This is a genomic window from Paenibacillus xylanexedens, assembly GCF_017874615.1.
In the GTDB taxonomy this organism is placed as follows: domain Bacteria; phylum Bacillota; class Bacilli; order Paenibacillales; family Paenibacillaceae; genus Paenibacillus; species Paenibacillus xylanexedens.
On the sequence record NZ_JAGIKV010000020.1, the window covers coordinates 86,501 to 100,393 of the forward strand.

At 45.5% G+C, this 13,893-nt stretch carries 11 protein-coding genes; all 11 read right to left on the reverse strand.

From position 1 onward, the window contains the following. Window positions 1-66 precede the first annotated feature (66 nt). Complete coding sequence (locus J2Z28_RS22855) at window positions 67-825, reverse strand: DeoR/GlpR family DNA-binding transcription regulator (protein ID WP_181155596.1); 759 nt, start codon at window positions 823-825, stop codon at window positions 67-69. A gap of 87 nt (window positions 826-912) precedes the next feature. Beyond that, window positions 913-1,752 (reverse strand): 5-dehydro-4-deoxy-D-glucuronate isomerase, encoded by an 840-nt coding sequence (gene kduI / locus J2Z28_RS22860; RefSeq protein ID WP_211084416.1) that lies wholly within the window; start codon window positions 1,750-1,752, stop codon window positions 913-915. A gap of 160 nt (window positions 1,753-1,912) precedes the next feature. Next, a complete protein-coding gene (locus tag J2Z28_RS22865; RefSeq protein ID WP_211084417.1) occupies window positions 1,913-2,896 on the reverse strand; it encodes a zinc-dependent alcohol dehydrogenase family protein in 984 nt (327 codons plus the stop codon). Between the two features lie 225 nt (window positions 2,897-3,121). Next, window positions 3,122-3,451: a cytochrome o ubiquinol oxidase subunit IV gene (cyoD, locus tag J2Z28_RS22870; protein ID WP_017692224.1), complete on the reverse strand. Its 330-nt coding sequence runs from the start codon at window positions 3,449-3,451 to the stop codon at window positions 3,122-3,124. Next, window positions 3,452-4,072, reverse strand: a complete 621-nt coding sequence (cyoC, locus tag J2Z28_RS22875) for a cytochrome o ubiquinol oxidase subunit III (RefSeq protein ID WP_017692223.1) — start codon at window positions 4,070-4,072, stop codon at window positions 3,452-3,454. Continuing rightward, complete coding sequence (locus J2Z28_RS22880; RefSeq protein WP_211084418.1) at window positions 4,073-6,043, reverse strand: cbb3-type cytochrome c oxidase subunit I; 1,971 nt, start codon at window positions 6,041-6,043, stop codon at window positions 4,073-4,075. A gap of 22 nt (window positions 6,044-6,065) precedes the next feature. Further along, window positions 6,066-7,040 (reverse strand): ubiquinol oxidase subunit II, encoded by a 975-nt coding sequence (gene cyoA, locus J2Z28_RS22885; protein ID WP_211084419.1) that lies wholly within the window; start codon window positions 7,038-7,040, stop codon window positions 6,066-6,068. A gap of 318 nt (window positions 7,041-7,358) precedes the next feature. After that, the gene (locus tag J2Z28_RS22890; protein ID WP_036606904.1) at window positions 7,359-7,622 is read right to left on the reverse strand and encodes a hypothetical protein; all 264 of its coding nucleotides are present in this window, start codon (window positions 7,620-7,622) and stop codon (window positions 7,359-7,361) included. 361 nt (window positions 7,623-7,983) lie between these two features. Next, window positions 7,984-9,345 (reverse strand): GH1 family beta-glucosidase, encoded by a 1,362-nt coding sequence (locus J2Z28_RS22895; protein ID WP_036606902.1) that lies wholly within the window; start codon window positions 9,343-9,345, stop codon window positions 7,984-7,986. Window positions 9,346-9,361: 16 nt separating this feature from the next. Further along, window positions 9,362-11,743, reverse strand: coding sequence for a glycoside hydrolase family 95 protein (locus tag J2Z28_RS22900; protein WP_211084420.1), 2,382 nt, complete (start codon window positions 11,741-11,743; stop codon window positions 9,362-9,364). A gap of 190 nt (window positions 11,744-11,933) precedes the next feature. Then, the gene (locus J2Z28_RS22905; RefSeq protein ID WP_415841477.1) at window positions 11,934-13,631 is read right to left on the reverse strand and encodes an ABC transporter substrate-binding protein; all 1,698 of its coding nucleotides are present in this window, start codon (window positions 13,629-13,631) and stop codon (window positions 11,934-11,936) included. Window positions 13,632-13,893: the final 262 nt, after the last annotated feature.

Consider the following 13,893-nt stretch of genomic DNA (forward strand, 5'->3'; position numbering starts at 1 on the left):
CCGCATGGTTTTGATATGCAATCCTTAGATCCGTCCGTTCTTTAATGCCATGAATAATGAATGAGGTTAACTTTGATAATCCACTGTGACACCGCTCTGCTCGTATAAGGCAGCCGTCTCTTCATCCAAACGACTATCGCTGATAATATAGTCCAGTTCCGAACACTGGGCGAAAGTTCGCAGTGCAAATTGTCCGAATTTATAATGATCCACAACGCCGTATACTTGCTGCGAGGCAGATATCATTGCTTTTTTTAAAGGAACCAGATCTCCCGTGTATATGGATAATCCAAATTCCGGATGAAGGGCTGTCGTGGATATAAAGGCTTTATGAATGTTAAGACTGGATATAAACGCAGCCGTATCATCCCCAACCAACATATTCCGTACACGAGCCCCGCCAGGCACAACCAGTCGCACTTGCTCCTTTTTGGTCAACTCCGCAATGATGAATAGATCATTAGTCACCACCGTCAGCGGTTGATTATCGAGACGTTTGGCCATCTCTAGCGTAGTGCTGCCACCATCGAGGGCAACGATATCTCCAGGTCGAATGTAAGCAAGGGCACGTTCAGCAATCTCCGTCTTCTCTGGATGATGCTTCTCGGTAACTCCGCGGCTATTCAAGATGCCATACTGGTCATTCTGAGCCAGCATAGCACCACCATGGACACGTACGAGTAACCCCATACTCTCCAACTTGTCGAGATCCTCTCGCACAGTCTTCCCCGTCACCTGCAACAACTCACTCAGATCACTGACGGTTACTTCCTGGCGTTCCAGCAGAGCCTCCATAATTTTTTCATGTCTTTTCAATGGATTCATCATAATCAACTTCCTATACTACCTGAGTCAAATGAATGAGTGTTCTAGCGTCTACCCTGTCCATTTAACTCAGACATCTGTAATTTATTATTTCAGGTCTTGCATGGCTACGCCGTCCATATCTTCGAACGTCTGGTTCTCACCAGCCATCGCCCAACAGAAGGTGTAATTGCTTGTACCCACACCACTGTGAATGGACCAGCTTGGCGAGATGATTGCCTGACGATCACGTACAACCAGATGGCGTGTTTCGTTCGGCTCGCCCATCATGTGGAATACAACGCCGTCTTCAGGAAGATTCCAGTACAAGTATACTTCGGAACGGCGATTATGGGTATGTGCAGGCATCGTGTTCCACATGTTACCCTTGTCGAGTTCGGTAATGCCCATCACCAACTGACAACTCTGAATTCCACCTTCTCCTTGGTGAATGTAACGATAGATCGTACGCTCATTGGAAGTTTCGATGCTGCCCAGATGATTCGGCTGAGCTTGTTCTTGTGTTGCTTTTACTGTTGGATAGGTGTGATGAGCCGGTGTGGATACAAAATAGAATTGGGCAGGTTGAGCCTTGTCACTGCTCGTGAACACAACTTCCTTCACACCTCTACCGATGTAGAGACATTCCTTCGCTCCAATCTCATAACCTTGTCCGTCCGCTGTCACTGTTCCGTGACCACCTACATTAATGATACCGATTTCACGACGCTCCAGGAAAAAGTTCGTTCCGATATCTTTCAGGTTTACTTCAAGGGTAATGTCCTTGCTCTCAGGTACAGCCGTTCCCACAATATAACGATCCACATGAGAATACACCGTTACCAATTCATCAGTTGCAAACAGTTGCTCCATCAAAAATTCCTCACGCAGGCGAGATGTATCATACGTTTTCACTTCATTGGGATGTGCAGCATAACGATTTTCCATTATTAATCCATTCCTTTCGTCATTTAAATTAGTTGGGATTGAGTTTGATAATGTTCATATAAGTTCATTTTAGTTCATTATGTATCTTTTGTGTACCTTTATTTTCGAAAAAATAATTTATGTGATAATGAGATTAAGACTTTTTTCCAAGTCTTATGCATTACTGTAATAAGAGAACCTTCCCCTCGATACCCGATTCAGCCGCTGCAATAGCCTGTTGTACATTCGTTAGTTCATACGTCGCCCCAATGTTTGCCATGACAAGCCTCCCTGCTCTGACCAGCTCCATCACCTCATGAAATACCTGTTCCCATCGTTGTTGCGAACAGCGTTCCACCCAATGCTTTAACCAGAAAAGTTTCACATGAACTTGTGTTCCCCGGGTTACTTCATGCCATAACGGTGTGATCCCCGAAAGCAGTCCGACACTGATGACCGTGCCATTTGGCTTAAGACAACTGACCAATTGTTCCCCGTCTGTCCCTCCAATACAATCCACAGCTGCCTCAGCACTGCACCCCTCTGTTAATTCCGCGATTCTCTCCTGTAGCAACTCTCTCGTTGTATTGATAACAGAAACTGCTCCAAGACGATACAGTTCAGCAGTATGACGATCATCTCTCGTAAGCGCAATCAATTTAAATCCATAGATTTTTGAAATCTGTGCAAAGATTCGTCCGATCGCAGATCCCCCTGCATTCACAATCAAGGTATCACCGTACGTAAGCTTAAGCACCTCCGTGCAGATCAACCAAGCCGTAATCGGATTAATATAGAGCTGACTGGCTGATTGATCATCGATATCATTTGGCACAATAATCGTATGTCGCTCCATGGTCTTCACGACGTCCTGCCAAGTATTCTCACCTTTTAGCGGCAAGACACGACGCCCCAACATTTGATTGGATACTCCCGGTCCTACTGCTTCTACTATCCCCACACCCTCAAACCCGGGAACAGCTGGTAATTGGGTACGATGCGGGTAAGCTCCTCGAACAGGAATAATATCGGAGGGATTAATAGGCCGAGCATACATCCTCACTGCTAATTCACCGGGGCCAGGGGGTATCACATCTTTTTCTTCCATACATAACACTTCACCTGGTTCGCCAAAACGATAATAACGGATTACCCTTGCTTTCATTGGTGCATCTCCTAAAATAATTTTGCTGGAATAGCTCTAACTAAAATATTGAATATTTTTACATAGTGTATAACAATAGTATCAATAGTAAATTGTTTCATCAAAGACTTATTATGATATAATCCAACTTTTTTTTCATTAAAATATGCGATAACTTCTGCTTGGAACAAAAAAAGAGCCCCACAACCTTGAATTCCAAGGTCGTGAAGCTCTTCATCATGTGAATTAATGTGCAACAGCGTTGTTAAGCATGATCCAGATCGAACCAATCACGATAGTCATCATAATCAGTAATCCGAAAATAAGTGCCATCACATTCCAGCGTGGTTTCCCTGTTTCACGGATATGCATGAAGAAGAAGAGTTGAACCACAAACTGCAGTGCTGCTGTACCAAGAATCACAACGAGTGTTCCTGTTTTGCCCATCATGTCGTTCAAAACCACCACAAGTGGAATGATTGTCAGTACGACGGACAGAATGAAGCCGATGACATAAGACTTCAGTGAGCCATGTTGTTCATGGCCGTGGGAATCATGTGAGTTGTGCTCTGCCATCTACATCACCCCCAAGAGATAGACGATCGACAGAAGGAAGATCCATACGACGTCCAAGAAGTGCCAGTACAAGCTGATAACGTTGATTTTACCGCGAGTAACATCAGTAATTCCACGTTTTTTCAGTTGTAACATGAGTCCAATCATCCAGATCAGACCAAGCGATACGTGAAGTCCGTGAGTACCCACGAGGGTGAAGAATGCGCCAGAAGCAGCACTCGTTGTAAAGCTAAACCCTTCGTGAATCAACTCAATAAACTCATATACTTCCAGTGCAATAAAGCTTGCACCCAGAACGGCTGTAACAGCCAGCCAACTGATTAATTGTTTTACTTTGCCCTGATTCATCGCCAGAACGGCAAGGCCGCTTGTAAATGAACTTGTGAGCAAAATAAATGTCTCGGCGATAACGCCAGGCATTTTGATCAATTCAGACAAAATCGGTCCGCCCGCCGTATTGTCACGCAACACAATGAAGGTTGCGAACAATACGGAGAACAAGATAACGTCGGAAATCAGGAAGAACCAGAATCCGAGAATTTTCATTTCCTGTGGATCATGATGTCCATGGTCGTGACCATGTGCATGATTCTCACCGTGCTTAGCGGCTGCTTGAGCCATCTATACCGACCCCCTTAACGACGCTTCGGTACGTTTAATTTCGTCGACCGGAATGTAATAATCCGTATCGTATGAGAATGAACGGGCGATCATGCAGATCCCTACGCCAGCGAGTCCAAGAATTGCCATCCACAGCCATCCGAAGACAAAGCCGAACCCGGCGATGAACCAGAAGACAGACATGATGAACGGAATTCCAGAGTTCTTCGGCATATGAATCGGCTCAAGCGGTTGCTCTGGCGGATAGATGCCTTTGGCACGACGTTCTTTCTCTTCCCACCACTCATCAATATCATCTCCGCGCGGTGTAATGGCGAAGTTGTATTCAGGAGCTGGTGAAGGAATTGACCACTCCAGCGTACGGCCATCCCATGGATCGGCGGAAGCTTTGAGTGATTTGTATTTGCGAATACCATCTGCGATTTGTGCAACTTGGAACAGGAATCCGACACCCATCAGGAATGCCCCGATTGTGGATACGAAGTTCAGTTCCCACCAACCAGTATCCCAGCCGTACGTGCTCAGACGACGTGTCATACCCATCAGACCGACAGCGTACTGCGGCATGAAGCAGACATAGAAACCAATATTCCAAGTCCAGAATGCCCATTTGCCCAGTTTCTCTTCAAGTTGGAAACCGAACATTTTAGGCCACCAGTAGTACAGACCTGCGAAGTATCCGAAGACAACGCCACCGATCAACACCTGGTGGAAGTGGGCAATCAGGAAGTAACTGTTGTGGAACTGGAAGTCAGCAGGAGCAACGGATAACAGAACGCCTGTCATACCCCCGACAATAAAGCACGGGATAAAGGCAAGTGTCCACATCATCGGAGTCGCCATGTGAATCCTTCCTCGATACATGGTAAACAGCCAGTTAAATATCTTAACCCCTGTTGGAATAGCAATCAACATCGTAGTTACGGCGAAGAATGCATTCACGTCCGCTCCTGAACCCATCGTGAAGAAGTGATGCGCCCATGTGAAGAAGGACAGGAAGCTGATGATTAACATAGCAAATACCATTGACTTGTAACCAAACAGTTTTTTCCGAGAGAATGTACTTACAATCTCGGAGAACACACCGAATGCCGGCAAGACGACAATGTATACCTCAGGGTGACCCCACATCCAGATCAAGTTGATATACATCATTGGGTTACCGCCCAGATCAAGTGTGAAGAAATGCGCCCCGGCAAACCTGTCGAGGAATAACAATGCAAGTGTCACGGTCAAGATCGGGAAAGCAAACAAGATAATGATACAAGTGGAGAATACCGACCATGTGAACATCGGCATTTTCATCCATCTCATACCTGGCGCACGCATTTTAATGATGGTAACCAGGAAGTTGATACCGGTAGCCAGGGAACCGATACCCGATATCTGAATACCCCATATATAGAAGTTCTGTCCTACCCCAGGGCTGTGCGACAGCTCCGATAGAGGCGGATAACTCAGCCATCCTGCATCCGGTGAACCACCAATAACGAATGACAGGTTAAACAGCATTGCTCCCAGGAAAAATAACCAGAAGCTCAGTGCATTCAGGAACGGGAACGCAACGTCCCTTGCTCCGATCTGTAATGGCACGATAACGTTAAATAGACCAAACATAAATGGCATCGCCATGAACAGAATCATGATCGTGCCGTGAGTTGTGAAGACCTGATTATAATGCTCAGGATTCAAAAATTCATTGTTAGGCATAGCTAGCTGAAGGCGCATCATTAGCGCATCCACACCACCACGGAACAACATGATAATGGAAGCGATGATATACATGATACCGATCTTTTTGTGATCGACAGTCGTTAACCAGTTACGCCAGAGCCAGCCCCATTTTTTGAAATAAGTTAGCACCGCTACAATAGTAATCATGGTAATTCCAATAGCTACCATCGCACCATAAATAAGCGGATCACCGGTTACGAAAAACTCCGATGCAAACTCTTTAAGTCCCTCTAACATTGGGGGGCCTCCTTTCGAATCTTTAGTTAGCACTCTTGTCCTCGTCTTGATTGGACGTATCAGTTGCATTTTGAATGGCTCCAGAAGCTTCTTTTGAACTTCCATGCTTACTGTGAGCACTTTGACCATCTACAACATACTTGGTCACAATATTTTGGAACAATCCTTCTGGGAAAGCAGAATAATAAGCAACGTTGCTTGTTCCTGGTTCAGCCAGTGCTTTGTAACCTTCTGTAGTCAACGCCTGAGAACTCTGTTTCACTTCAGCTACCCAATTGTCAAAATCTTCGTCCGATGTAGCATTCACATCAAAACGCATTTCTCCAAAATGCTCGCCTGTGAAGTTAGCGCCTGAACCCCAGTACTTGCCTTCATGATCTGCCTGCAGATACAAGGTCATCGCCATACCCGACATCGTATAAATCTGTCCTCCAAGTTGCGGAATCCAGAATGAGTTCATCGGTGAATCCGCAGTGAGTTCAAATTTCACGGGCCGGTCTGCCGGAATATTCAACGTATTAACCGTTGCAATTCCTTGTTCTGGATACATAAACAGCCATTTCCAGTCCAGTGAAGACACTTGGATGGTAATTGGTGCTTTCTCGTGAGCCAACGGCTTCGAAGGTTCCAGAACATAAGTGTAACGAATCGTTACAATTGCAAGTATCCCAATAATAATAATTGGAATGGTCCACCATACAACCTCCGCTTTGGTGCTATGAGCCCAGTTAGGTTCATATGCTGCTTTGTTGTCCGGTTTCTCACGGTAACGCCATACGATTACGGCAGCCAAAATGAGTACTGGCACAATAATGACAGCACACAAAATTGTCGAGATGACAATCAAATCTCTCTGCGAAGCGCCAATTGGCCCCTTCGGATCCAGAACAACGTACTGTCCGCCTGCCAGCATTGGCCAGACAATCAATGCAATTGTAACCAACGTCAGGACAACCGGAATGATAATCCGGATTAGCGACCTAGGTTTCTTGTTCATTTTGATCCCCTCTCCTTAAATTCGCTCATACTGAAAAATCAGTATACTACTCTCTTCCTACTAAAGATATCAGAAATGAACAACTTTTTTGTTCTTGTTAACAAATTTGTCGATTTTACACCTTAAATGTGTGAATTTTTTCTCACAAATCGCTTGCATGCTTGATATTTGTACTTCGTAATCTTTACACCTCAAGTCACAAAATAAAACCCTTTGCAGTCCCGTTGAACAGTGTCAACGAATCCGCAAAGGGCTTTATTGACTGGATTCCGGGAACTCATCCAGTCTTATTATGAACGAATTAACGCAGGATTATAATCAATCGGCGCCTTCGTCTTCCCGGCGTGTATGAACAAGGCCAATCGCTTTGGCAATAACGTAAATAAACACACTACCTACAAGGAATCCAATACCAACCATCAAGCCAAGATTACGATCATTAAATTCGTTCAGATTGATCAGACACATGATCACTCCCGTAATGAGTGCGACCCATGCCAGAACTGTCATCGTCAAGACGGCGCGCCGCATATTTTTGTCTTTGCGCTCCAATTGGCTAACCATTGCTGTCTTCGATGCCATAGTAAACACTTCCTTTTCCCTTTTTGTAAGTGCTTTCCTTATACCAATATACCACATCAGTATGATTTTTAGTCAACAAATGTTCAAATTTTATTCGCAATTTGGACACTTTATTTTGATTTATACTGTTGACAAAACATTATTAAATTCATTCATACTTCTTATAACCCAAAAAACGTCTCTTCATAACAGGAACTGTACTTGACCTTATGAAACCTTTATGAACTACTTATTTCCAACGGTAAAAATACAAAAAAAAGACGGCACATTGGAATACTCCAATGTTACCGTCGTTCTCAGCTTTAATAAGGGAACCATATATAATGCGGACCTGCTTTACCCTTAAAACCTGCCACCCAAGCTATTGGGGATTATGTTCGTTCCGTGTCTCCAACCAATTATTCTTGATGACGCTCTGATACCAGTAATAACTCTCCTTCGGTGTTCTCACGAGTGAACGATAGTCCATATGAACAAGACCAAAACGCATCCGGTAGCCTTCTGCCCACTCGAAATTATCCATCAGTGACCATGCCATGTACCCTTTCAGATTAATGCCGTCATTAATGATGCGGTGAATTTGGGCCAAATGCTGCTCATAATATGAAATCCGGCGATCATCGTTAATCTTTCCGTTCTCCAGGTCATCATTGATGCAGGCACCATTCTCTGTGATATATACATCCACATTGCCGTACTTTTGCAAGTAATGCATAAATTCATACAAACCACGTGATTCCACAGGCCAGCCAATATCGGTTTTGGTGAGGCCCATATCAACTTCTTCCGATTGCAGAGCACCTGCCTCCGGATTGAAGCGATTGATCCCCATCGTGTAATAGTTAATGCCGAGCAGATCGATCGGTTGCGAGATAATCTCCATATCGCCTTCCTGAATTGGCACAGTAGCCCCCGCTTCTGCGAACCAATCCACCATAAACTGCGGATATGAACCTTTGTAGATTGGATCAAGGAACCAATCGGTATTAAGCGCAATTGATCGGTCACACGCAGCTTGGTCCTCAGGAGATTTGCTGTACGGCTCAGCCCAGCACACGTTCGGAGCAATACCAATCTGACCGGTTGTTCCCAAGCGACGGAAAGATTGAACGGCTTTACCATGAGCAACCAGCAATCCATGAGCAACATTGATTGACGTCTGCAGGTCTTTGTTTCCTGGCGCATGAATCCCGAGAAGGTTCGACAGGAACGCGATGCACCATGGTTCGTTGAATGTCAGCCAAAAGTTGATTTTGCCAGAGAATTCTTTGAAAATCACTTCCGCATATTTTACAAAAGCGTCTACAGTTCTGCGGTTGCCCCAGCCCCCGTCATCCTCCAGCGTTTGTGGAAGATCCCAGTGATACAGAGTGAGAAACGGTTCAATTCCAGCCTCGATCAATGCATCCACGAAGCGGTGGTAGAAGTCCAGTCCTTCCCGATTGATCTCCCCATCTCCGTCAGGAATAATACGCGGCCACGCAATGGAGAACCGGTACGTATTAATCCCGAGTTTCTTCATCAGTTCGATGTCTTCCTCATACCGATGGTAACTGTCACACGCGACATCTCCATTATCTCCGTTATATACTTTGCCAGGGGTGCGCGCAAACGTATCCCAGATGGATACCCCGCGTCCACCTTCCTGTGCCGCTCCTTCTATTTGATAGGAAGCTGTTGCTGTACCCCAGCGAAAATCTTGCGGAAATTTAAAAATGGTCATGGTTGGCTCCTCCGTCTCATGATGACACGCGGATCGTCTGTCCTGCGGTCATGGTTAAAATAATTACATAATCGCCCTGAGGCGTAAGCTCTGCCTTGGCTTGTTCGTTTCCTTCCACACGCAGCGGATAAGCACTGCGAAGGGTCAGCGACTCATTTCGATCTGCCTTAATAACCGCTGACACAAGCTTGTTGTCCGTCCACGTTATAGCTACCGTATAACCACCCCGTGCACGAAGCCCTTCAACTCGACCTTGAGTCCAGAGTTCAGGCAGTGCCGGCAGTAAATGTAACTCGTTCAAGTGACTCTGCAACAACATCTCGGCTATTCCAGCCGTGCCTCCAAAGTTACCATCGATCTGGAACGGCGGATGATCGTCAAACAGATTCGGATGTGTGGATCGGGCCAGCAACGTGCGCACAAACTGATGTGCCTGGCTGCCATCCAGCAGTCGTGCATACAGATTGATCAACCATGCACAGCTCCATCCTGTATGCCCGCCACCTTGTGAGATACGACGTTCAAGCGATACCCGTGCTGCTTCTACCAATTCCGGTGTGTGCACTCGATTGATCTGCTCCCCCGGATACAGCCCATACAGATGGGAGACGTGACGATGCCCTGGTTCAGATTCGGCAAAATCTTTAAACCACTCCAGCAATTGTCCTTCGCTTCCAATTTGGAATGGATAGAGTTTGCCCAGAGCCTCACTCCACTCGCTTGCCAACGACTCATCTATATTTAGTTGCTTCGAGGCCTCAATACAGCGGCTGAACAGTTCACGAATTAACGTCATATCCATCGTTGAAGCCATCGATATACTGCGTGCCTCCCCAGCATCTGTGAGAAACTTGTTCTCTGGTGAAGTGGATGGAATCGTAACCAGATAACCATCAGGCCCTTCCACCAGCCAGTCGAGACAGAACAGCGCCGCCTCTTTCATGATGGGATAAGCACGTTCCTCAAGAAAACGCTGATCCCCGGTAAATTGGTAATGCTCCCATAGATGCGAGGTCAACCATACTCCACCCATCGGCCAGAAAGCCCAGCTTGCATCTCCACCTGTCGGTGTAGAGGTTCTCCAGATATCCACGTTATGATGAGCAGTCCACCCACGGGCTCCATACAGAATCCGCGCCGTTCTTCGTCCTGTATCACTGAGATCGGTCAGCATATCAAACAGCGGCTCATGACATTCACTGAGATTGCAGACTTCTGCCGGCCAGTAATTCATCTCCGTGTTGATATTGATTGTGTAATCACTATGCCATGGCGGCTCTACCTGATGGTTCCAGATTCCCTGGAGATTTGCAGGCTGGCTGCCCGGACGCGAACTAGCCATTAACAGATATCTTCCATATTGAAAATAAAGTGCCTCCAGTCCAGGGTCTTGTTGCCTTGCCTGATAAGCATGCAGCCGCTCATCTGTAGGTAATTCGGCGTTAGCCGATACCCCTAAATCAATAGAGACTCTGTTAAACAACGCGCTATGATCTTGAATATGTCGGTCACGAAGCGTTTCCGCGCCATATGTGGTCGCTTTGAAGATCATCTCCTTGCATTCCTCTTCCAATACAAGATGATCCTTCACAGGTAACACATCGTAACTCTCAAAGGAGGTAGCCGCTGCCAGATAAAACACAACCTGATCAGCACCGTGAATATGTAACTTGCCTTCCAGATTGGAGACCTTCACCTGATCGCCAGATGCCGTAAATGCTATACGGACAGCATAAGCCGTTCCCCGATCCTCTTCATAGAGGACGGATTCCGGGTGATCTCTGAAGTAATTGGACTCCACATGACTTGGGCACCGACTGAACATGGTTAGAGCATCTCCCGAAGTCTCAACGCGATAAGGATGGGGACTGTCTAGCGTAATACTTACACTCACAGCGCCCTTCTGATCAGCGGTTAATGTGCAGACCATAAGATCATCCGAAGCACTGGAATACACTTCACGTACGTATTGTATTCCTTCCAATGAGTAGGTTGTGGTTGCAATACCCGATTCCAGATCAAGCTCCCGTTCAAATGCATCATATGAAAGATCATCCAGACCCTCATGGTGCAATAGAAAATGACCCATCGGCTGGTAGGCCTCTACATCACGACCAAGCATTTCACGGTTCAACAAATCCTCAGCTTCACCATACTGCCCAGACATGATCAATTCTCGCGTCTGCTTCAAATACCGCTGACTTCTGTATTGAATCGTATCCCTTGGAAACCCTGACCATAATGTATCTTCATTGAGCTGAATTCGTTCATCTGCTGCGCAACCGTACACCATGCCTCCAAGACGGCCGTTTCCGATGGGCAATGCTTCTTCCCAGCGTTTTGCCGGTTGTTGATACCATAGACGATTGATTTTAGTTTGGTTATTGTGTTGGGACATGATTAGCTCCTGTTCCTAAATCAGCTGTATATTTCTTATGATATAAAACGTTTTCGGTAAGTGCTTACAATAATAAAATTATATGTGATTTCAAAATTTGCGTCAATGAAAATCATCACATCATTCCACAAAAAAAAGGCCCCATATAGGGCCCTTTCCTTGTCTAACCATGGATCACAGACAATCCATATTATTTTACGTCTTTTCCTGTCCACAGAGAGACACGTTCCTTAACCCAAACCGTAAATTGTTTCTCCATTTCAACTGCACCCGCTTTGTCCAAATCAGCCAGTAAAGCATCATAGGTTGCATCAAAGTTGGCTGGTGTAGTCAGAACAGCTTCCGGAATCCGTTTACGGATGATATCCTGCGTTTTCTGGAACGTTACCTCATAGTCTGTACCGGAAGGTACGGACATGTTATACGCTGCGCCCCAATCCTTAACTGGCAGATCTTCCTCAGCCGGATAGAACTCTTTCCATGTCGTGATACCATAAGCTTTCAGCGTTTCTTTCTCTGCAGCCGTGTAACCAGCTACAATCTGCTCAGGGAAGTTTGTTGTGTAGTAGTTATCCGTAGAATCTTTTACACCATCACCGTATCTTGCGCTAAATACGTTATACATCCCAATTCCTGTTTCCTTGCTGAAATTGGAGTTGTCATTGGTTTTTCGGTCCTGAACGTCATCTGGAATCACGCGTTTACCATCTTCTACGTTGTAATGTTCGCCTTCGATACCCCAGTTTCTCAGAACTTGTCCTTCATCGGAAGCAAGCCAATCCATGAATTTAATGATACGCACTGGATCTTTGGCCGAAGTTGTGATCCCGATGCCATAACCGTCAAATCCGGCTGGTTGGAACGTGTGATCCACAATTTCATCGTTAAGTGATACAGAGAAGTGAGCGTATGTGGCATCATCCTTACCCGATGATTTGAGCGCGTTCTCCGCTTCTTGATAGTTCCACTCTTGGTCAATCAGACCGAGGACACGGCCACTGGCAATTTTGGACTTGTATTGGTCATCCTTTTGAACAAAGGCATCTTTGTCCAGTAGGCCTTCATTGTACATTTTATTCAACCAGCGGAAATATTCTCTTTCCTCTGGACGTTTGTAGTGCAATTTGGCTTCATACGTTTCAGGGTCAATGTAATATTCACCATCATCCGGTGCACCTGTTGCCTGGAAGGCCGGGTTCGTTACCGTGATCATGATTTTCCAGTCGTCTGCATTCAATGTTAATGGAATGGTTGGTTGACCATCAATGGTTGGATGTTTTTCATAATAGGCTCTAAGTACATTCTCGTAATCCTCAAGTGTCTTCACTTCAGGGTATCCGAGCTCTTTCAATACTCTTTGCTGAATTTCAAATCCACCTGTAGCGTCAAACGTAACATTATCGACACCCATATTGGTTGGAATCGTATATATCGCTTGATCTTCCAGACTGTATTTCAAACGGTTCATCTGTTCCCCATAGATTTTTTTCAGATTGGGAGCATGCTCCTCAATCAGATCCGTGAGATCCATCATCGCACCTGCATCCACAAGCTTAGATAAGTTACCTTTAGGGTAGATCATATCAGGAAAGTCACCACTGGCAGCCATTAGTGCAATCTTCTGGTTACCACCATCGTTTACATCATACTCTGCTTCAAGAGTAACGCCAGTTTGCTCCGTAATCTTTTTACCAACAGCATCTTGCATCTTGTTCCAGGTTGGACTAGCATCCGCCCCGAAGAATGTAACTGTGATCGGTTCGGTTCCGCTGGACTCCGAAGTCTCTTTGGTTCCCGAATTCCCACAACCAGCTGTAACCAACATTGCACTTGCGAGCATCAACATTGCAAACGTTTTGGGTGTATTACCTTTCATTTTGCCTCTCATTGTCTAGTTCCCCCTATTATTTATGAAGGTTTTATCTGTATAACAGGCTTTATGCCTGAGGATACCATTTTTTTTGAATGCGCTTTCGGTATCGTTCATTCCGACGTGTTTACTGAAGCTGACGTTTCGATTCTGCCAAAAGAAAGATTCTTCTTCTAACGGACGTAAAACGTTTTCGTAAATGGAGTAAACCGCTTACTGAAAGTGCTTACATGATAGATTATAGGCTATCCATCTCCTCACGTCAACAATAAAAAAAGCC